This window comes from Streptomyces sp. NPDC014894 (genome assembly GCF_043080985.1).
GTDB lineage: Bacteria > Actinomycetota > Actinomycetes > Streptomycetales > Streptomycetaceae > Streptomyces.
In genome coordinates this window covers 203,022-222,287 of the sequence record NZ_JBIBWD010000004.1, presented here as the reverse complement: position 1 = coordinate 222,287, position 19,266 = coordinate 203,022, and the positions used below count along the sequence as shown (strand labels likewise).

18 protein-coding genes are annotated in these 19,266 nt (G+C 72.4%); 11 read left to right on the top strand and 7 right to left on the bottom strand.

The genetic code is table 11. From position 1 onward, the window contains the following. Positions 1–26 precede the first annotated feature (26 nt). The 3 genes from ACF089_RS11950 (at position 27) to ACF089_RS11940 (ending at position 3,483) form a co-directional block, all read left to right on the top strand. A complete protein-coding gene (locus tag ACF089_RS11950) occupies positions 27–1,010 on the top strand; it encodes a glycosyltransferase family 2 protein (RefSeq protein WP_392025178.1) in 984 nt (327 codons plus the stop codon). Next, positions 1,010–2,551, top strand: coding sequence for a polysialyltransferase family glycosyltransferase (locus ACF089_RS11945; RefSeq protein ID WP_392025177.1), 1,542 nt, complete (start codon positions 1,010–1,012; stop codon positions 2,549–2,551). Before ACF089_RS11950 ends, ACF089_RS11945 begins: the two co-directional genes overlap by 1 nt. 281 nt (positions 2,552–2,832) lie before the next feature. Continuing rightward, complete coding sequence (locus tag ACF089_RS11940; protein ID WP_392025175.1) at positions 2,833–3,483, top strand: CBS domain-containing protein; 651 nt, start codon at positions 2,833–2,835, stop codon at positions 3,481–3,483. A gap of 142 nt (positions 3,484–3,625) precedes the next feature. Here the strand turns inward: ACF089_RS11940 and leuE are convergent, their stop codons facing one another. Then, a complete protein-coding gene (leuE, locus tag ACF089_RS11935) occupies positions 3,626–4,279 on the bottom strand; it encodes a leucine efflux protein LeuE (RefSeq protein WP_392025174.1) in 654 nt (217 codons plus the stop codon). 56 nt (positions 4,280–4,335) lie between these two features. Then, positions 4,336–5,916: a methylmalonyl-CoA mutase gene (locus tag ACF089_RS11930; protein WP_392025172.1), complete on the bottom strand. Its 1,581-nt coding sequence runs from the start codon at positions 5,914–5,916 to the stop codon at positions 4,336–4,338. A 128-nt stretch (positions 5,917–6,044) separates the two neighbouring features. Between ACF089_RS11930 and ACF089_RS11925 the strand changes: the two genes are divergently transcribed. Next, positions 6,045–6,989 (top strand): L,D-transpeptidase family protein, encoded by a 945-nt coding sequence (locus ACF089_RS11925; RefSeq protein WP_392025169.1) that lies wholly within the window; start codon positions 6,045–6,047, stop codon positions 6,987–6,989. A gap of 286 nt (positions 6,990–7,275) precedes the next feature. On the opposite strand, the gene ACF089_RS11920 is transcribed toward ACF089_RS11925, so the two are convergent. From ACF089_RS11920 to ACF089_RS11905, 4 genes are all read right to left on the bottom strand, one after another. Next, positions 7,276–8,652, bottom strand: a complete 1,377-nt coding sequence (locus ACF089_RS11920; RefSeq protein ID WP_392025167.1) for a hypothetical protein — start codon at positions 8,650–8,652, stop codon at positions 7,276–7,278. Beyond that, on the bottom strand, positions 8,652–9,452 hold the full coding sequence (locus ACF089_RS11915) for an RNA polymerase sigma factor (RefSeq protein WP_392025165.1): 801 nt from the start codon (positions 9,450–9,452) through the stop codon (positions 8,652–8,654). Before ACF089_RS11915 ends, ACF089_RS11920 begins: the two co-directional genes overlap by 1 nt. Positions 9,453–9,977: 525 nt before the next feature. Next, complete coding sequence (locus tag ACF089_RS11910) at positions 9,978–10,562, bottom strand: hypothetical protein (protein ID WP_392025164.1); 585 nt, start codon at positions 10,560–10,562, stop codon at positions 9,978–9,980. 356 nt (positions 10,563–10,918) lie between these two features. After that, complete coding sequence (locus ACF089_RS11905; protein ID WP_392025162.1) at positions 10,919–12,574, bottom strand: glycoside hydrolase family 20 protein; 1,656 nt, start codon at positions 12,572–12,574, stop codon at positions 10,919–10,921. Positions 12,575–13,222: 648 nt separating this feature from the next. Between ACF089_RS11905 and sdhC the strand changes: the two genes are divergently transcribed. The 5 genes from sdhC to ACF089_RS11880 all read left to right on the top strand — a co-directional run bounded on the left by sdhC (position 13,223) and on the right by ACF089_RS11880 (position 17,356). Next, positions 13,223–13,603: a succinate dehydrogenase, cytochrome b556 subunit gene (gene sdhC, locus ACF089_RS11900; RefSeq protein ID WP_392025160.1), complete on the top strand. Its 381-nt coding sequence runs from the start codon at positions 13,223–13,225 to the stop codon at positions 13,601–13,603. Positions 13,604–13,611: 8 nt separating this feature from the next. After that, positions 13,612–14,088 (top strand): succinate dehydrogenase hydrophobic membrane anchor subunit, encoded by a 477-nt coding sequence (locus ACF089_RS11895; RefSeq protein ID WP_392025158.1) that lies wholly within the window; start codon positions 13,612–13,614, stop codon positions 14,086–14,088. A gap of 18 nt (positions 14,089–14,106) precedes the next feature. Beyond that, positions 14,107–15,861 carry a succinate dehydrogenase flavoprotein subunit gene (gene sdhA, locus ACF089_RS11890; protein ID WP_392025156.1) on the top strand — a complete coding sequence of 585 codons (1,755 nt, stop codon included), beginning with the start codon at positions 14,107–14,109 and terminating at the stop codon, positions 15,859–15,861. Next, on the top strand, positions 15,861–16,619 hold the full coding sequence (locus ACF089_RS11885; protein WP_392025154.1) for a succinate dehydrogenase iron-sulfur subunit: 759 nt from the start codon (positions 15,861–15,863) through the stop codon (positions 16,617–16,619). The genes sdhA and ACF089_RS11885 overlap by 1 nt, the downstream gene beginning before the upstream one ends. A 206-nt stretch (positions 16,620–16,825) precedes the next feature. Then, positions 16,826–17,356 (top strand): hypothetical protein, encoded by a 531-nt coding sequence (locus ACF089_RS11880; protein WP_392025152.1) that lies wholly within the window; start codon positions 16,826–16,828, stop codon positions 17,354–17,356. Positions 17,357–17,416: 60 nt separating this feature from the next. Here the strand turns inward: ACF089_RS11880 and ACF089_RS11875 are convergent, their stop codons facing one another. Further along, a complete protein-coding gene (locus tag ACF089_RS11875; RefSeq protein ID WP_392025150.1) occupies positions 17,417–18,187 on the bottom strand; it encodes an alpha/beta fold hydrolase in 771 nt (256 codons plus the stop codon). Positions 18,188–18,343: 156 nt separating this feature from the next. Here ACF089_RS11875 and ACF089_RS11870 point away from each other — a divergent pair, with 156 nt between their 5' ends. Together ACF089_RS11870 and ACF089_RS11865 are read left to right on the top strand one after the other, a co-directional pair. Next, positions 18,344–18,796: a hypothetical protein gene (locus ACF089_RS11870; RefSeq protein WP_392025149.1), complete on the top strand. Its 453-nt coding sequence runs from the start codon at positions 18,344–18,346 to the stop codon at positions 18,794–18,796. 5 nt (positions 18,797–18,801) lie between these two features. Next, on the top strand, positions 18,802–19,263 hold the full coding sequence (locus tag ACF089_RS11865) for a thiol-disulfide oxidoreductase DCC family protein (protein WP_392025147.1): 462 nt from the start codon (positions 18,802–18,804) through the stop codon (positions 19,261–19,263). The last annotated feature ends 3 nt before the right edge of the window (positions 19,264–19,266 follow it).

Below are 19,266 nucleotides of genomic sequence, written 5' to 3'. Positions count from 1 at the left end.
CCGGGCGGAGATCTAGTCTCGGGCGGGTGGTCAAGCTCTCCGTCATCGTGCCGTTCTTCAACGTACGGACATATGCGCCCGACACCCTCAGAAGTCTTCGCGCCAATTCCAGGGACGACTGTGAATTCCTTCTGGTCGACGACTGTTCGACCGACGGGACTTCGGAGATCCTTCAGAGCGCGGTACGGGAGATCCCGGGGGCCCGGCTGATCCGGCACGAGACGAACGGCGGGCTGGCGACGGCGCGCAACACCGGTCTGGACGCGGCGGCCGGGACGTATCTCGCCTTCCTCGACGGCGACGACTGGCTCGCGCCCGGCCATTTCACCCGGCTGCTCGCCTCGATGGAGGAGCTGGACTGCGATTTCGTCCGCACCGACCATGTGCAGTGCACGGCGAGGGCGCGTACGGTCCGCCGGGTCCCGGTCGGCCGGCGCGGCGAGGTGCTGGATCCCCGGTCGGCGATTCTGCCCGTCGACCGGTCGACGGCGGTGGACTATCCCTTCGCCTGGGCCGGGATGTATCACCGGCGGCTGCTGGACCGGGGGCTGCTGCGTTTCACGGACGGGCTGCGGACGGCCGAGGACCGGCCCTGGATCTGGCGGCTGCACCGGGACGCGCATTCCTTCGCGGTCACCGGCGGACTGGGAATCTTCTATCGGCGCGGAGTGCCCTCATCGCTCACCCAGATCGGTGACATCCGGCAGCTGGATTTCATTCGCGCTTTCGACCAGGTGCTCGCGGAGACGGCGGACGACCGGGACGCGGAGAAACTGCTGCCGAAAGCGGTCCGGACCTACTGTGCGGTGATCGCCCACCATCTCTCTTCGGCGGCGCGATTCGAACCGGCGGTGGCGAGGAAATTGCGGACCTCGTCCGCTCAGGCGATGCGGCGCATGCCGCAGGACGTGCTGCGGGAGGCGCTGGACTCGATGGGCGGCGAGCGGGCGGCGCGGCTGCGCAGACTCCGCCGTCTGCACGGACTCACGGCCCAGGAGGCGGCGGCCTGATGCCGACGACACAGATCTTCTACGCCTCCTCGCTGTACGGCGTCGCGACCCTGGCGGCGGCGATCGACAGCGGCTGTTTCGCGGCGGCGGACCGCCGGCTGCTGCTGATCGCCAACAACGCGCAGACGCCGGAGACCTCGCCCGGTCCGGACGCCGTGCCCGGCTTCGAGCGGCTGCGGGAGCGGTTCGACGGGGTGCTGTCGTGGAACGAGGCGATCGCCCCGTTCCATCCGGGCGGCTGGTCGCCGCGCCGGGACGACACGCCCCTGTGGGAGCGGTATCTGCGGCTGCGGTGGGGCCTGGGCGAGGACCGGATCGAGCTGGCGGTGGAGTCGATCCAGGTCAGCCCGGCGCTGACGATCGCCCAGCTCTTCCCGGACGCGCCGCTGGATGTGTACGCGGACGGGCTGATGAGCTACGGGCCGACCCGGAACAGGATCGATCCCCTGGTGGGCGAGCGGGTGCGCCGGCTGCTCCATCCGGATCTGGTGCCGGGGCTGCGTCCACTGCTGCTGGCGGAGTTCGGGGCCGAGCCGTGCGTCGTTCCGGCGGACGCCTTCCGCAAGGTGATCGCGGAGCTGGCCGACTCACAGCCGGCCGCCCCGGAGCCGGACCGCCCGGCCCCCGCCGGCCCGGAGCAGGACCACCCCACCCCCGCCGGCCCGGAGCCGGACCACCCCACCCCCGCCGGCCCGGAGCAGGACCACCCCACCCCCGCCGGCCCGGAGCCGGACCACCCCACCCCCGCCGGCCCGGAGCAGGCCGGCCCGGACCCGGGGCCCGGGCCCCGCGACAGCCCTGACAGCCCTGACGGCGGAGGCGATACGGAGGCGGCGGAGGCGGAGGGGCCCGCGCTGCTGCTGGGCCAGTATCTGGCCGCGCTGGGCATCCTCACCCCCGAGGAGGAGGAAGAGCTGCATCTGCGGATGGTGCGCGGGGCCGTCGACCGGGGCTTTCGCCGGCTCGTCTTCAAACCCCATCCGACGGCCCCGGCCTCCTGGAACCGCGCTCTGGAACGGGAGGCGGCCCGGCTGGGGGCCGAGCTGAGCGTGCTGTCGGAACCGCTGCTCGCGGAGGTGGTCTACCGGCGGGCCCGGCCCTCGCTCGTGGTGGGCTGCTTCTCGACGGCGCTGCTCACGGCGGCGGCCTTCTACGGTCTCCCGGTGGCCCGGGTGGGCACGGAGGAGCTGCTCGACCGGTTGACGCCGTATCAGAACAGCAATCGGATCCCGCTGACCATCGTGGACGCGGTGGTGCCGGAGCTGACCGGGGAGGATCCCCCGGCCCCGCTCTCCGCCGAGGAGCTGACCGGGCTGGTGAAGGCGGTCGGCTTCGCGATGCAGTCCCGGATCAGGCCGGATCTGCGCGGGGACGCCGAGGACTTCCTCGCCTCCCGGCTCGACGGCCGTACGCTGCGGTACTTCAAACGGCGGCGGCTGACGGCGCTGGGGCTGCCGGGCGGCGTGCCGGCGCCCCGGGGGGCGGCGGTCAGAAAGATGGTGCGCGGGGCTCGCCGCCTCCGCCGGGCGGCACTACGCTGAACCAGCGGCGCCTGTTCTCCCTCGAGGGGAGCGGGCGCCGACCAGTTTCTCCCCCGTGCCTCCCTCCCCCGTACTCGCGCCTGTGCCGGCGGTGAGTACGGGGGCTCTGTCGTCCCCCGGAGCCCCGCGCCCGGCCCGGTGCGGAGCGCCCCGTACGGGCAAAAGGGGACCTGGGGTCAAAAGGGGCCTAAGGTCTCTGTGCGGAGGCATCCGCACGGACCACGCTGGTGTTCAGCGCACCGGCAGCACTGAGCAGCACTTTCGGAAGGGGCTGGCGAGCCATGAGGCACCGCAGGGTCGCCGACCTGATGACGCCCACCGCGGTGGCCGTCCAGCGGGGGACCGCTTTCAAGGAGATCGCGCGACTGCTGGACGAGTACGGCATCACGGCCGTGCCGGTGGTCGACGACGACGAGCGGCCGGTCGGGGTGGTCTCCGAGGCGGATCTGCTGCGCCGGCAGACCTCCCGTACGACGGCGAGCACCGCCGAGGGGCTCATGTCCAGCCCGGCGATCGTGGCCGAGCCGCAGTGGAGCGTGGTGCGCGCGGCGCGGGTGATGGAGGAGCACCGGATCAAGCGGCTGCCGGTGGTGGACGGAACGGGACGGCTGACCGGTGTGGTCAGCCGCAGCGATCTGCTCCAGCTCTTTCTGCGCCGGGACCGGGCGATCCAGGAGGAGATCCTTGAGGACGTCCTCACCCAGACGCTGGGACTCGCCCCCTCCGCCCTGACCGTGGACGTCACCGACGGCCGGGTCACCCTCAGCGGCACGGTGGAGCGCCGGAGCGTGCAGCCGGTGTTCGTCCGGCTGTGCGAGAGCGTCGACGGGGTGGTCGAGGTGATCGACCGGCTGACCTATCGGCTCGACGACACCGCCTCCGCCTCAGCGCCCGCCCCGGCCGAGACACAGGACGACGGCCACCGCGTCTGACCCGCGGGCGCACCGTGCCAAGCCGTGCCGGGCCGCGCCGAGACGCGGCCCGCACCGCCCCTCGCCGTACCCCGGGCCGCACCGCCCCTCGCCGTACCCCGGGCCGCGCGCCGCACCGCGTCCCGGGCCGCGCGCCCGGGTCTCAGGCCGCGCTGCTGAGCGAGAGCTTCACCGCGAAGCCGAGGAAGAGCGCCCCGGCGGCGGAGTTCGCCCCGGCCGTCAGCCGCCTGCGGCGGCGGAAGGCGTCGGCGAGATGGGTGCCGGTGAATATGAGCACCGACAGATAGAGCATGCTCGCCAGCTGGAGACAGCCCCCGAGCACCGCGAAGGACAGCGCGGGATAGGCGTACGAGGGATCCACGAACTGGACGAAGAAGGCGATCATGAACAGGATCGCCTTCGGATTGAGCAGGCTGATCACAAAGGCCCTGCGGAAGGGCCGCTCCGTGGTCGCCGCGGGCCGCTCCGACGTCTCGGCGGGCTTCTCGTGGCGCAGCCGCCACATCGCCCAGGCCGCGCGGAGCATCCCTATCGCCAGCCAGGTCAGATATCCCGCCCCGGCGAACTTCACGATCCCGAAGAGCAGCTCATTGGCCTGGAGCAGCGAGGCGACGCCCCCGGCGGCGAGCACCATCAGCACCGTGTCGCCGCACCAGACGCCGGCGGCCGCCGTATATCCGGAGCGGGTGCCCCGGCGGGCCGCGACCGAGAGCACGTACAGCGAATTCGGTCCCGGCAACAGGACGATCAGGACAAGGCCCGCCAGATAGGTCGGAAGATCGGTGACACCCAGCATGAAATGGAGTGTCGCACACAGGTACGACAACCCTGCTCTGTGTTCTCCGCCACAGGTCAGAAGGTGTCGGTGGGGACATGGGTCCCCCACACCGCGCGCAGCGCGCCGCACACCTCGCCGACGGTCGCCCGGGCGCGCAGCGCGTCCTTCATCGGGGGCAGGACGTTCTCCGTACCGCCCGCCGCCGTGCGCAGCGCGCCGAGAGCCGCGTCCACGGCCGGCCCGTCGCGTCCGGCGCGGAGCGCGGCGAGCCGTTCGCGCTGCCGCTCCTCGATCGCGGGGTCGACCCGCAGCGGCTCGTACGGCTCCTCCGCGTCCGCCGTGAAGCGGTTGACGCCGACGACGACGCGTTCGCCGCTCTCGGTCTCGCGGGCCACGCGGTAGGCGCTGCGTTCGATCTCGCGCTTCTGGAACCCCTGCTCGATGGCGGCGACCGCGCCGCCCAGCTCCTCGATCCGGCGCATCAGCGCCAGCGTCTCGTCCTCCAGGCCGTCCGTCAGGCTCTCGATCGCGTACGAGCCGGCGAACGGGTCGACGGTGGCGGTCACATCGGTCTCGTACGCCAGCACCTGCTGGGTGCGCAGGGCCAGCCGGGCGGACTTCTCGGTGGGCAGGGCGATCGCCTCGTCGAAGGCGTTGGTGTGCAGCGACTGGGTGCCGCCGAGGACGGCGGCGAGGCCCTGCACCGCGACCCGTACGAGATTCACCTCGGGCTGCTGGGCGGTGAGCTGCACCCCGGCGGTCTGGGTGTGGAAGCGCAGCGTCAGCGAGCGGGGGTCCCGGGCCCCGAACCGCTCGCGCATCAGCCGCGCCCAGATGCGGCGGGCGGCCCGGAATTTGGCGATCTCCTCCAGGAGGGTGGTGCGGGCGACGAAGAAGAAGGAGACCCGGGGGGCGAATTCGTCCACGTCCATGCCCGCCGCGAGGGCCGTGCGGACGTACTCCACGGCGTTGGCGAGGGTGAAGGCGATCTCCTGCACGGGCGTGGCCCCCGCCTCGGCCATGTGGTAGCCGGAGACGGAGACGGTGTTCCACCGGGGCAGCTCGCCGCGGCAGTACCGGAAGGTGTCCGCGATCAGCCGCAGCGAGGGCCCCGGCGGGAAGATGTAGGCGCCGCGGGCGATGTACTCCTTGAGGATGTCGTTCTGGACGGTGCCGGTGAGCCGGCCGGCGGGGACGCCGCGCTCCTCGGCGACGAGCTGGAGGAGGAGCAGCAGCGGCGCGGCCGGGGCGTTGATGGTCATCGAGGTGGAGACGCGGTCCAGCGGGATGCCGTCGAAGAGGACGCGCATGTCGTCGAGGGAGTCGATCGCGACGCCCACCCTGCCGACCTCGCCGCGGGCGATCGGCGCGTCGGAGTCGTGGCCCATCTGGGTGGGCAGGTCGAAGGCGACGGACAGTCCGGTGGTGCCGTGGGCGATCAGCTGCCGGTAGCGGGCGTTGGACTCGGCGGCGGCGCCGAATCCGGCGTACTGGCGCACGGTCCAGGGGCGGCCGGTGTACATCGTCGGGTGGATGCCTCGCGTGTAGGGGTACGCGCCGGGCTCCCCCAGCCGCTCCGCCGGGTCCCAGCCCTCCAGCGCGTCCGGGCCGTACACCGGTTCGATGGGCAGTCCGGACTCGGACGGACGTGTCATTCTCGGCCTCCCCACGGTGGGTTTCGGACCTTTCTTCCCCATGATGCGGGGGGTTGGGCAACCGGGCAGAGCGGAATCTCCTCTGCAGAAGCAGCACCTGAAGCCGGGCACTCAGTCAGGGGGATGGCATGCGTCGGACCACCGGGGTACGCACGGTCGCGGCGCGTCGGCGGATATCCGGGGGGATACGCCGGCGCGCCGTCCGCGCCACGCTGACGGCGGTCGCCGTGCTGGCGGTGGCCACGGGCTGTGCGCCGAGGGCGGGCGACGCGCCGCCGGCGCGGGCCGGTTCGGGGGCGGCGGCCCCGGTCGTCCCCTCCGCGCCCGCCGCCGCCCCGCCCTTCTCGAAGGCCCCGGCCCCCTCGCGGCAGCCGTCCGTCGCCCCGACCCCGAAGAAGCCGGAGCGGTCGGAGCCGTCGGCCGCCCGCGCGGAGCCCGCGCCGGTCCTGATGAGCCGGGGCGACCAGGGCCCCCGGGTCCGTGAGCTACAGGCCCGGCTCGCCGGGATCGGCTGGTTCGGCGAGGCCCCGACGGGGACGTACGGTCCGGTCACCGCCGCCGCCGTCGAAGGGTTCCAGCGGAGGCGCGGACTGCCCGCGACCGGGGCCGCGGACACCGTGACCTGGCGGAGGCTGCTCGGCATGACGAGCGAGCCGACCCCGGACGAGCTGCGGGGCCGGGCCGCGCAGAAGCCGGCGGCCGCGCTCGATCCCCGCTGCGGGACGGGCCGCGCGATCTGCGTCAGCAAGACCACGCGCACGCTCTCCTGGGTGGTCGACGGACGGGTCCGGTCGACCATGGACGTACGGTTCGGCTCGCAGTACACGCCCACCCGGGAGGGCGTCTTCCGGGTCTTCCTGAAGTCCCGGGACCATGTCTCGACGCTGTACGACACCCCGATGCCGTACGCGCTCTTCTTCAGCGGCGGCCAGGCGGTGCACTACTCGGCGGACTTCGCGGCCCAGGGCTATCGGGGCGCTTCGCACGGCTGCGTCAATGTGCGGGACCGGGCGGCGGCGGCCGCGCTCTTCGACGAGGTCCGCACCGGGGACAAGGTGGTCGTCCACGGCTGAGGCTCACCGGGCGAGGGACTCACGGGGCGCCCCCGGAGAAGGGGGCCGTCCCGCGAAAAGGGCCGCCCCGGCGAAGGAAGAGGAGAAGGCGCGGGTGGGACCGGGGGAACGTGTCCCACCCGCGCCGATGCGCCCAGCCGTAGGTACGGGGGGAACCCCGGCTTCTGGCGCCGCCGATGACCAGTCGGCTCACTCACTACTGCGCCGTACGCCGTAAAAATGTCACACAAGGCCGTGCGCTGAGATGAAGTCGCTGGTCAGAGCGGCGGGATGGATGAACGGGCGATTAACGGAGGATCGCCGCGCCCTCGCCCGCGCGGACCGCGGGCCCGGCCTTCTTCGTCTGCTTCCCGCCGGACGTCCTCGCGGAGTCGCTCCCGGGCGTCCTCGCGGGCCGGCCGTCGGACGCCCGCGCCCGCTTCTCGCCGGACGCCTTCGCGGGCCGGTCGCCGGACGTCCTCCCGGAGTCGCCCACCGGCGTCCTCGCGGACTTCCTGCCGGACTTCTTCGCGGATTCGCCGCTCTTCGCGGGCTTCGCGGACTTCGTCGGCTTCGCGGGTTTCACGGGCTTCGCGGACTTCGTCGGCTTCGCGGGTTTCACGGGCTTCGCGCCCTTGTCCGGCTTTCCGCCCTTCCCGTCCGCGGGGTCCTTCTCACCGCTGCCGCCGTCATGACCGCTGCCGCTGCCATGGCTGTGACCCGGGGCCGGCTGCCGGCCCGGACGGCGATTCCCGGAGGGCTCGCCGAACTTGTCCGGCTTCGCCGGCCCGCTCGACGTCCTGTCGCCGCCCGCCGCGTCCGGGCCGTGGGAGCCGAAGTCGCCGCCGCCGAGCAGCCGGTCGCAGAACCGCGTCACCCGGCCGCTCCCCCGCGCGACCCGCTCCAGCCGCTTCTCGCTCGCGGAGCCGATGCTTCCGTCGCGGTGGGCGCGGCAGTCGTCGAGCAGTACGCGGTACTCCTCGCCCGTGGTCCCGCCCGGGTTCTGCTGGTGCCCCTCGGACCAGCCCTCGTCCCCCGTCCGGCCGCCGCCCCGCTCCGGCGTGCCGGTGACGGCCCCGGACGGACCGCTCACGGACGGGGAGGGCGTCGGATTCCTGCTCCGGGGGGCGCCGTCGGCCGACGGGCTCCCGAAAGGCTCCCCCGCCGCCGTGGGGCCCAGGGCGAAGGGCTGGGTCGGGCGGGCCGTCGGCCGCTCGCTGCCCGGGGCCGCCGGCGGAGCGGCCCCGCCGGCCACGCGCGGGCTCGCCGTGGGCTGCTCGAAGGGGGACGGGAGGAGTCCGGCGCCCGCCGCCACCGCGACCCCGCCGAAGGCGAATCCGGCCACGGTGGCCACAACGCCGAAACGCACCGTGCGCGGCAGCAGCCGGGCGCGGTGCGAGCGCGGCGGACGGGCCAGCCGGACGACCCCGAGGCTCGCGCCCTCCCCGGGCGCGCCGGCCGAATCGGCCCGTACCTTGCGGAAGGCCGCCAACGCGGCGGCCTCACCCTGCATCTCACCGTCCTCCGGATGGAGGGGAAGCCCTGGTCTGCCCACCGAACGCAGGGCACGGTCCAGCCGAGCGGCCCGGGCGCGGGGCGGCCCCCCGGGGGCCTCGACCCGTTCACCGCGCAACAGCCGTTCCGCCGTGTCCTGGTCGAGCCACTCGTACCGCTCGTCGGCCATCACATGTCCTTCTGCGTCCGCAGCCGTATATGCGTCACACCGGCGGGCGCCGTCGCGCCCGGCCGTGGTACGCGCTGCGGAGGCACACCGTTCAGGTCGGTTCCACGGTCGTCGGCACCGGCGCTCGCGTTCGCGTCGTCCGGGGCGACACCGTCCGCACCGTACGCTCCCGCGAGCGGATCAGTGTATTCCGAACGCCCCCGGCCCACCGGTACGCCGTGGTCGTCCTGGGACCCGGGATACTCCAGGCTCTCCGCCCCCAGCAGTTCGGCGAGGCGTTTGAGGCCCCGGTGGGCGGCGGTGCGGACGGCGCCGGGGCGTTTGCCGAGCGTGCGGGCGGCGCTCTTGGCGTCGAGGCCGACCACGACCCGGAGCACGACCGCCTCGGCCTGGTCCTGGGGCAGCTGGGCGATGAGCGCCATGGTGCTGCCGGTGGCGAGCGCCTCCATCGCCTCGTCCGCGGTGTCGGACTCGGCGGGCTTCCCGGTCAGTTCGGTCTCGTCGCCGCCGACGGCCGGGCGGCGGCCGCGCATCCGTATGTGGTCGAGGGCCCGATTGCGCGCTATGCGCGCGGCCCATCCCCGGAACCGGTCCGCGTCGCCGCTGAAGCGGTCCAGGTCGCGGGCGATCTGGAGCCAGGCCTCGGAGGTCACGTCCTCGGCGTCCGGATCCCCCACGAGCGTGCGTACATAGCCGAGCAGCCGCGGATGCACGGCGCGGTACACAGTACGGAAGGCGCTTTCGTCCCCGTCCTGCGCCGCGAGCACCGCGGTGGTCAGCTCCGCGTCGTCCCCCAGCACTACCTCAACCTGTTTCGAATCGCAGCTGGTCACCACTGCCCGCGCCCATCGGGCGCGCCATCAGACGCTACGGCGTCCCCCCGGGTCGCGTCCATGGCTTGTACAACTTGCAACAATATGCCGACGGGGTGCGGTGTGACAGAAATCGCCTGCCCGGCGCTGAGTGAAGTACGGGGACGCCACGCGACCCCGACGGACGGCGACCGGGGCCTCTCCTGTGGGGGGTGGCGGCCCCGGTCGTCCTTCCATGTGCCACGGCGCACGGACGGTAAACCTGCCGGCCCGGCGGGGCGACGGACAGCCGCCCGCTTCGGGCTGTTTCGCCCCTGGACGCGGGCCCGGCCCGGCGCCCGGGCACCGGCGCGGCACACGCCCCGGACACGGGCACGGCTCAGCACCCCGGTCGCGGGAACGGCCCGGCGCCCGGGCACCGGCGGCGCACAGACGCGGCACGGCTCCCCGCACACCGGCACGGCTCAGCACCCCGGACTCGGGGCGGACTCACCCCCGGACGCGGGAACGGCCTCACCCCTGGACGCGAGCGCGGCGGGACACCACCGCGCGCAGCACCCGGCGCCCCTCCGTCGACACCCGCAGGACCTGGCGGAGCCCGGCCCCGCCCTGCCCCGTGCCGAGGATCTCCAGCACCCGCAGCTGCCGGCGCAGCTCCCCGGTGACCAGCGGGCCGGCCCCGGTGGGCTCGCCCTCCCGGCAGCCCTTGAGGACCTCCACGACGGCGGCCGCCGACGGCTCGCCCTCTCCCGCGCCGGCGTCCAGCCGGTGGTGGAGTTCGAGCGCGGCGACCGAGCAGTCGTCGGCCCACTCGCGCAGCGGGCCCTCGTCCCAGTCGGCGGGGGCCGCGTCCAGCATCTGCCGGACCAGGGCGGCGGCCTCGTCCCCCGTGTCGGCCTCCGCCATCGTCAGCCGGGCCTCGGCGAGCGAGGCGGACCAGCCGTCCGCGCCCTTCGCCAGCCCGGCCCACAGCGGACGCAGCGCGTCGGCCTCGGCCGCGAGCGGCGGCAGACAGCGCTCCAGGCCGGCCACCCCGCTGGCGGCCAGCCCCCGCTCGTCGGCCTCCGCGATCAGTTCCCTCAGGCATTTCGACGCCATGGACGCCTCCCCTCCCGGACGCGCCCCCCGATGATCCGGAAGGCCCGTTCAGCGGCGCGGTTTTCGGGCCGCTTGGCGCAAAGTACCCCCTCCCGCACCCCGGCCGCCATGGGTTCCGCCGAGGTGGTGGTCCCGCGCTCCGGCGGGTCGGCCTCCATCAAGTGAGCGCCGGTCCCCCACACTTGCGCCACACATCTGTTACATTCTGCGCACTCGGCACCCGGCCCGTGGAGCACTTCGCTGTTCCCGCCGGGTCCGGGCAGCAGCGGTGTGAGCCCGCACACCCCCGGGCGGGCTCACACCGCGACCCGGCCGCACCCGGCCGCACCGCCGCTTCCCGTACCCGGGGCGTCCGGTCAGTCCAGCTCTTCCGCGAGCGCCCGGAAGTCCTGCCAGTCGCGGGACGGGGTGCGCGGGTCCCAGACCTTCTGGGCCGTCGCCGCCAGCGGCAGCGCGATGCCCCGGGCAATCTGCTCCGCGGTCTGCGCCTGGGCGAGATCGCCCCAGATCGCGAAACTGCCGCCGAGGATCTGCCGGGAGTACTTCTCGGCCACCGGCTCGGTGCCGCGCAGCACCAGCGGCGTCCACTGCTCGTAGATCCGCTGTCCGGTCGGGTATGTGAACTCGTTCGGCTCGCCGAGCACGTAGTAGAGGTACTCGTCGTTGAGATTCACCACCGGCCGGCCCTCGTCGAGGTACTCCGCCGGCGGGCGGGCGCCGATCTCCTTGCCCGTCCAGTACAGGACCTGGACGTCCTTGTCGACGCTCACCTCCCCGCCCCGGAAGAATCCGTCGTTCCACGCCTGGGGCGTACGGCCGAGCGAGCGCAGCAGCCGGGCGCGGCCGTTCACCCAGGCGGTGGCGAGGTCCTGGATCCGGCCCTCGGGCCCGTACTCCTTCCGGGCGAGCGCGGCCAGGGCGGGGAAGGAGGCTTCAGGGTCCTTCCTGGTCAGCGCCTGGTACTCGTCGCCGCCGATGTTCCAGTAGCGGCCGCCGAAGAGCTTCGCGTACTCCCTCAGGAGTTCGTCCACGAGCGCGGCCGAAGCGGGCTTGGAGATGTCGATCGCGCCCGGCACGGTCCGGCCCGAGGCGTCCTTGAGAGCGAGTTCCGGATAGTCGGCGAGCACCGCGCCCAGATGGCCCGGGGAGTCGATCTCGGGGACGACGGTGATGTGCAGCGAGGCGGCGAGCGCCAGGATCCGCCGGACCTCGGCCTTCGTCAGATGGTCGGGGGAGACGATCTCGGGGTGGGTGTCGGAGGCGATCCGGAAGCCCTGGTCGTCGGAGAAGTGCAGTCCCAGCTGATTGAGCTTGAGGTCGGCCATCTCGCGCAGCCGGTCCTCCAGCCACGCCGCGGTGAAGGGTTTGCGGGCGATGTCGACATTCAGTCCGCGCTGCGGCCGGTCGGGACCGTCCCGTACGGTCCCCTCGGGCATCGCCCCGCCGGAGCGCACCGCCTGCTTGAGGGTGCGGGTGCCGTAGAACACCCCGGCCTCGGCGGGCCCCGATATCCGGACCCGGCCGCCCTCGGTGACGACGGTGTACGACTCGGGGCCGGACGGGCCCCGGGCCGACGGGGCGCCGGTGGGCGGGGGCGACGCCGGGGCGGTGAGCGCCAGCTCCACATCGCCGGCCCGGGCGGGGACCGTGCCCCGGAAGTCGATCTTCAGCTCCCCGGCGAGGAGTCTGCCCTCGTCGGTGAGCTTCTCGCTGCCCTCGGCCACCACGACTCCCGCGCCGGATCCGGGCCGCCAGCCCGGACCGCGCGCCGCTTCGTGGACGCGGACGGCCGGGACGGTCGCGGGCGCCGAGGAGAGGGGATACGTCCGGGAGGGTGACGGGCTGGCAGCCGACTCGCCCGGGTCCCGGTCCCGGGCGCCCGCCTCGGTACGGCCGGAACCGGCGCCGCCGCCCGGCCCGGCGCCGGAGCAGCCGCTCAGCGCCAGGGAGAGCGCGGTGGCCGCGGTGACCGTCACGGCGGCGAGCCGGGCGGGCGATGAGTGGCGTATCACTCGGATACCTCCCAGATATATGGAAATCCTGTGAAAACACCCCCCGGCGTCCTTCCGGCCCCGCTCGATCCCTTGCCGTACGTGGTGGTCGGCGCCGCTCGGGTCCGGCCGGTCGCCCCGGTCCGATCCGGTCCGGTCCGGTCCGGGACACCGCCCTCGGGAGCGACACCGCCTCAGGAGCGACGGCCGTCACTCCACCACACCTCGGACGCCTGTACCCCTCAAGCCTCACCGCCCCGGGCCGCCCCGCAAGCGCAGCCGCGCGGACGGCGCGCCCGGGACGGCACGCCGGACAGCGCGTCGGGCAGTACGCCGGACGGCCCGCCCGGGGGAGCCCGGCCGCGGCTCCGGCCGCCCGGGAGCCGCCGGGAATCGGCCCGGGAGCGGCCCGGCGTACCGCCCGGTCGCAGCCCGGCCGCCGCCTTGCGGCCGCCCCGCCGCCGGACAAACGCAGAACGGCCGGACAAAGCCTTCCCGATAGCCCGTCCGAGGCTGTTTGATTGCCTGTTTGATCACACCTGAGGACCCCGGGCGAACGAACCGACAAGTCGTCGCTACGATGGCCGGGGCCGGTGGACCGTACCCGGCCGGGCCACACCGACCACCCAAGCCGGCAGGCCCTAGTCCCCGCTCCCGGAGGGTTCTTCCGTGCCGGCTGGAACGCTGTACCGCGGCCGGGAAGGAATGTGGTCCTGGGTGGCTCATCGAGTCACCGGCGTCCTCATCTTCTTCTTCCTGTTCGTACATGTCCTGGACACCGCACTCGTGCGGGTCTCCCCCGAGGACTACGACAAGGTCGTAGCCGTCTACAAGACGCCGATCGTCGCGCTGCTGGAGTACGGCCTCGTCGCCGCAGTCCTGTTCCACGCGCTCAACGGACTGCGCGTCATCGCCGTCGATTTCTGGTCCAAGGGCCCGCGCCTCCAGAAGCAGATGCTCTGGACCGTCGTCGGCATCTGGGTCGTCCTGATGGTGGGGGCGCTCTACCCCGTCCTCGGCCACGCCGCACGCGAAGTCTTCGGGAGCTGAGGCCGGACATGTCTGCTGACACCACTTCCGCCATCAGTCCCGTCGAGGGCGGCCCGCTCTACGACGTGGACAATCCGGCCCCTCTCATCGAGGCCCCGCGCAAGCGCACCGGGAAGACCCCGCGCGCCACCCGCGGCAACTTCGAGATGGCCGCCTGGCTCTTCATGCGTCTCTCCGGCGTTGTGCTGGTCGTCCTGGTCATCGGCCATCTGCTGATCCAGCTGGTGCTGGACGGCGGCGTCTCCAAGATCGGCTTCGCGTTCGTCGCCGGCCGCTGGGCGTCCCCGTTCTGGCAGGTCTGGGACCTGCTGATGCTCTGGCTCGCCATGCTGCACGGCGCCAACGGCCTGCGTACCGTCATCAACGACTACGCCGAGCGCCCGAACACGCGTCTGTGGCTGAAGGGCCTGCTGTACACCGCCACGGTGTTCACCATCCTGCTGGGCACGCTGGTGATCTTCACCTTCGACCCGAACATCCGCTAAAGCCGGGGCTGACGAACAATGAAGATCCACAAGTACGACACCGTCATCGTCGGCGCCGGCGGCGCGGGCATGCGCGCGGCCATCGAGGCCACCAAGCGCAGCCGTACCGCCGTACTGACGAAGCTGTACCCCACCCGCTCCCACACGGGCGCCGCGCAGGGCGGCATGGCCGCCGCGCTCGCCAATGTGGAAGAGGACAACTGGGAGTGGCACACCTTCGACACGGTCAAGGGCGGTGACTACCTGGTCGACCAGGACGCCGCCGAGATCCTGGCGAAGGAGGCCATCGACGCGGTCCTCGACCTGGAGAAGATGGGCCTGCCGTTCAACCGGACGCCGAACGGCACCATCGACCAGCGGCGGTTCGGCGGGCACTCGCGCAACCACGGCGAGGCCCCGGTCCGCCGGTCCTGCTACGCCGCCGACCGCACCGGTCATATGATCCTCCAGACGCTGTACCAGAACTGCGTCAAGGAGGGCGTGGAGTTCTTCAACGAGTTCTACGTCCTGGACCAGCTGATCACCGAGGTCGACGGGGTCAAGAAGTCGGCGGGCGTCGTCGCGTACGAGCTGGCCACCGGCGAGATCCACATCTTCCAGGCGAAGGCCGTCATCTACGCCTCCGGCGGCACCGGCAAGTTCTTCAAGGTGACCTCCAACGCGCACACCCTCACCGGCGACGGCCAGGCGGCCTGCTACCGGCGCGGGCTGCCGCTGGAGGACATGGAGTTCTTCCAGTTCCACCCGACCGGCATCTGGCGGATGGGCATCCTGCTCACGGAGGGCGCCCGCGGTGAGGGCGGCATCCTGCGCAACAAGGACGGCGAGCGCTTCATGGAGAAGTACGCCCCCGTCATGAAGGACCTCGCCTCCCGCGACGTCGTCTCCCGTTCCATCTACACGGAGATCCGCGAGGGCCGGGGCTGCGGCCCCGAGGGCGACCACGTCTATCTGGACCTGACCCACCTGCCGCCGGAGCAGCTGGACGCCAAGCTCCCGGACATCACCGAGTTCGCGCGGACCTACCTCGGCATCGAGCCCTACACGGACCCGATCCCGATCCAGCCGACCGCGCACTACGCCATGGGCGGCATCCCGACCAACGTCCAGGGCGAGGTCCTCCGCGACAACACCACCGTCGTACCGGGGCTGTACGCCGCCGGCGAGGTCGCCTGCGTCTCGGTGCACGGCGCCAACCGGCTGGGCACCAACTCGCTGCTCGACATCAATGTCTTCGGCAAGCGCTCCGGCATCGCCGCGGCCGAGTACGCCGCGAAGGCCGACTTCGTCGACCTTCCGGAGGACCCGGGCTCCCTCGTGCGCGAGCAGGTGGAGCGGCTGCGCGACTCCACGGGCAACGAGCGGGTCGCGGAGATCCGACGTGAGCTGCAGGAGACGATGGACGCCAATGTGATGGTGTTCCGCACCGAGCAGACGATCAAGACCGCGGTCGAGAAGATCGGCGAGCTGCGCGCCCGCTACAAGAACGTGTCCATCCAGGACAAGGGCCGCCGCTTCAACACGGACCTGCTGGAAGCCGTCGAGCTGGGCAATCTGCTCGACCTGGCCGAGGTCATGGCCGTCTCGGCCCTGGCCCGCAAGGAGTCCCGCGGCGGTCACTACCGCGAGGACTACCCGAACCGCGACGACGTCAACTTCATGCGCCACACCATGGCGTACCGCGAGGTGGGCGACGACGGCGCCGAGACCATCCGTCTCGACTACAAGCCGGTTGTCCAGACCCGCTACCAGCCGATGGAGCGTAAGTACTGATGGCTACCCCTGTACTGGACAAGGTCGAGGCGGAGTCCGCCGCCTCCCCCTACATCACGGTCACCTTCCGGATCCGCCGCTTCAACCCCGAGGTGTCGGAGCACGCGGTCTGGGAGGACTTCCCGATCGAGATCGACCCCAAGGAGCGGGTCCTCGACGGTCTCCACAAGATCAAGTGGGATGTCGACGGCAGCCTCACCTTCCGGCGCTCCTGCGCGCACGGGATCTGCGGCTCCGACGCGATGCGGATCAACGGCAAGAACAGGCTGGCCTGCAAGACGCTGATCAAGGACATCAACCCGGAGAAGCCGATCACGGTCGAGGCCATCAAGGGCCTGACGGTCCTCAAGGACCTCGTCGTGGACATGGAGCCGTTCTTCCAGGCCTATCGCGACGTCATGCCGTTCCTGATCACCAAGGGGAACGAGCCGACCCGTGAGCGCCTCCAGTCCGCCGAGGACCGCGAGCGCTTCGACGACACCACCAAGTGCATCCTCTGCGCCGCGTGCACCTCGTCGTGCCCGGTGTTCTGGAACGACGGCCAGTACTTCGGCCCGGCGGCGATCGTCAACGCCCACCGCTTCATCTTCGACTCGCGCGACGAGGCCGGCGAGCAGCGGCTGGAGATCCTCAACGACAAGGACGGCGTGTGGCGCTGCCGCACCACGTTCAACTGCACCGACGCGTGCCCCCGCGGCATCGAGGTCACCAAGGCCATCCAGGAAGTCAAGCGCGCCCTGATCACCCGCCGCTTCTGACCCTCCCGGCCCCCGCCTCACCCCGAAGGCCCCGCTCCCGACACCCGGGAGCGGGGCCTTCGCGCGCGTACGTCTACGCGTACGACTCCAGCCGCCTCAGGGCTCGGGGGCGGCGGGCCCGTGGGGCGTCGGGCTTCTGTGGGGGTGGGGGACCTGGCAGGATCAGAGGGCCTCTGACTCGAGGGGCGGAAAGCGGGGAACACGAGATGAGTGAGCCGAATCCGTACCGGCCGGACGGGGAGCCCGAGTATCAGTGGGGGCCCGAGCAGCCGTACGGGTATCCGCAGGACGCGACGGCGGGGTACGGCCATCCCCCGCAGGGCGGCCCGGGGTATTCGCCGACGCAGCCCGGCGGGATCCCGGTGCCCGGGTACGGGACGCCGATGGGCGGGGCGCCGGCGCTGGCGATCGGGGACATCACGGTGGTGGGCGACTCGATCATGACGCCGGCCGGGGCGATGCCGCTGCGGGGCGCGGTGTGGAACGCGTCGGACCTGTCGCGCACCGACGAGAAGATCCCGGTGTACGCCATCGTGCTGGCGGTCCTGTTCGTGGGGGCGTGCGGGCTGGGGCTGCTCTTTCTGCTGATCAAGGAGAAGGAGACGTCGGGCTTCGTCCAGGTCACCGTGACCAGCGGCGGCAAGCACCACTCCACGATGATCCCGGCCGTGCACCCGCATCTCTTCCACCACGTCATGGGCCAGATCGGCTACGCCCGTTCGATCAGCGCCATGTGACGGCGCGCGGGTGGGGCGGCCGGCGAGCCCGGCGGCCGCCCCGCGCGTACGGGAGATGTCTCAAGGCCGCCGGGCGGGCCCGGTGAGGAATTCCGTGAGCAGGTTCGTGATCGGCTCCGGGCGCTCCAGGCCCGGCAGATGACCGGCCCAGGGCAGCTCGCGGTGGTCCGCGCCGGGGAGCAGCGCGGCCGCGCGGGCCGCGGAGGCGCGGAAGCACGGGAAGTCGTGGCCGCCGGAGAGGACCAGCGCGGGCGCGCGGACCCCGGCGAGTGACGGTACGTCGAAGTCGGTGGCCCCGTCGTACTCCTCGGCGGCCGCCGACTGGAGCCGGAAGGCCCCGAGCTGCATCGCCGCCACCGACTCGTGGACGGCCGGGCCGGCCTCGGGGCCCAGCCAGGCGCGGGCGTTGAGTTCGGCAGCCGCCTCCAGCTCGTCCGCGTCGAAGAGTTCGGTCTCCCGGCGGTCGAAGTCGGCGAGCGCGGGGCTCGGCTCCAGGTCGGGCAGGCCGGGGCAGAGCAGGGCGAGCGCGGTGACGCGGTGCGGCGCGCGGAGCGCGATGTCCAGGGCGGCGCGGCCGCCGTACGAGGCGCCGACGAGCACGGCCCGCTCCACGCCGAGTTCGTCCAGGAGGGCGAGCACATCGTCCGCGTCGGTGTAGGGGACGTCCGACGCCGGGGTGTCACCGTACCCCCTGAAGTCGCAGCGCACCAGGCGGTGTCCGGTCTTCTCCAGGGCCCGCCACTGCGGGTCCCACATCCTCCGGTCGCAGACGGTGGAGTGCAGCAGGACGGCCGTGGGGCCCGAACCGGTCATGTCATGAGCAAGAGTCATCGAGGGCAGATTAGGCCGCGATCGCCCGCGCGGCGAACGGTTTTCGGCCTGCCACGAACGGCTCACCCACCCCTCCCAACGGTCTTGAACATGTTCAAAAACAGGTCTACTGTCATCCGTGTCAGCCTTTTTGAACGCGTTCAAGGAGCGTGGGGCATGGACCTCAACGTGATCGGCTACATCGTCTATCTGCTCGTCAGCGTGGCGCTGACCGTCTGGGTGGCCCGCACCCTCAGCCGCAACGGGCGCATCTTCCTCGGCGATGTGATGCACGGGAACGAGAAGCTCGCCGACGCCGTGAACCATCTGCTGGTCGTCGGCTTCTACCTGGTGAACCTCGGCTTCGTCGCCCTGTATCTGCGCGTCGCCCAGGACATCGGGAACACCCGCGACCTCTTCGACGCCCTCTCGGTGAAGCTCGGCGTCGTCCTGCTCGTCCTCGGCGTCCTGCACCTGGGCAATGTCTACGTCCTCAACAAGATCCGCCGCCGGAGCCGGATGGAGCGCGAGATGACCCCGCCGGTCGGGCCGCAGGGCTGGACCGCGCCCGCAGGCAAGGCCCCGTGGACTCCCCCGGCCCCGCCCGCCGCCGGCCCGGCCGGAGTGTGAGCGCCATGACCGCCCCCGCCCTCCGGAGCACCCCGCTGCGCCGGCTGACCGTCCTCTACGACGCCGACTGCTCCCTCTGCGTCCACCTCCGGCACTGGCTGAGGCGTCAGCGGCAGCTCGTCCCGCTGAACCTGGTGCCCGCCGGCTCCCAGGAGGCGCACCGCCTCTTCCCCGCCCTCGACCACCGGCGCACCCTGCGGGAGATCACCGTCATCGGCGACCGCGGCCAGATCTACAGCGGTTCGGCGGCCTGGATCGTCTGTCTGTGGGCGCTGGCCGAGCACCGGCCCAGGGCCCACTGGCTCGCCACCCCCGCCGGAGCGCCCTTCGTCCGGGTCACCATGCTCGCCGCGGCCAAGTACCGCGAGCTGTCCGGGGCGCAGGCCGCCGCGCCCGGCGCCCCGGCCGGGACGCCCGGGGATACGGCCGGTCCGCCCTGCGACGACCGGTGCGAGATCCCCCGTTAGGCT

Excerpts from the sequence above, each read along its gene's own strand:
- ACF089_RS11940 (WP_392025175.1), top strand. The coding sequence starts at position 2,833 with ATGAGGCACCGCAGGGTCGCCGACCTGATGACGCCCACCGCGGTGGCC.
- ACF089_RS11885 (WP_392025154.1), top strand. The coding sequence starts at position 15,861 with ATGGCTACCCCTGTACTGGACAAGGTCGAGGCGGAGTCCGCCGCCTCC.
- ACF089_RS11910 (WP_392025164.1), bottom strand. The coding sequence starts at position 10,562 with ATGGCGTCGAAATGCCTGAGGGAACTGATCGCGGAGGCCGACGAGCGG.
- ACF089_RS11865 (WP_392025147.1), top strand. The coding sequence starts at position 18,802 with ATGACCGCCCCCGCCCTCCGGAGCACCCCGCTGCGCCGGCTGACCGTC.
- ACF089_RS11870 (WP_392025149.1), top strand. The coding sequence starts at position 18,344 with ATGGACCTCAACGTGATCGGCTACATCGTCTATCTGCTCGTCAGCGTG.
- ACF089_RS11875 (WP_392025150.1), bottom strand. The coding sequence starts at position 18,187 with ATGACTCTTGCTCATGACATGACCGGTTCGGGCCCCACGGCCGTCCTG.
- ACF089_RS11880 (WP_392025152.1), top strand. The coding sequence starts at position 16,826 with ATGAGTGAGCCGAATCCGTACCGGCCGGACGGGGAGCCCGAGTATCAG.
- ACF089_RS11945 (WP_392025177.1), top strand. The coding sequence starts at position 1,010 with ATGCCGACGACACAGATCTTCTACGCCTCCTCGCTGTACGGCGTCGCG.
- leuE (WP_392025174.1), bottom strand. The coding sequence starts at position 4,279 with ATGCTGGGTGTCACCGATCTTCCGACCTATCTGGCGGGCCTTGTCCTG.
- ACF089_RS11930 (WP_392025172.1), bottom strand. The coding sequence starts at position 5,916 with ATGACACGTCCGTCCGAGTCCGGACTGCCCATCGAACCGGTGTACGGC.
- ACF089_RS11925 (WP_392025169.1), top strand. The coding sequence starts at position 6,045 with ATGCGTCGGACCACCGGGGTACGCACGGTCGCGGCGCGTCGGCGGATA.
- sdhA (WP_392025156.1), top strand. The coding sequence starts at position 14,107 with ATGAAGATCCACAAGTACGACACCGTCATCGTCGGCGCCGGCGGCGCG.
- ACF089_RS11920 (WP_392025167.1), bottom strand. The coding sequence starts at position 8,652 with ATGGCCGACGAGCGGTACGAGTGGCTCGACCAGGACACGGCGGAACGG.
- ACF089_RS11895 (WP_392025158.1), top strand. The coding sequence starts at position 13,612 with ATGTCTGCTGACACCACTTCCGCCATCAGTCCCGTCGAGGGCGGCCCG.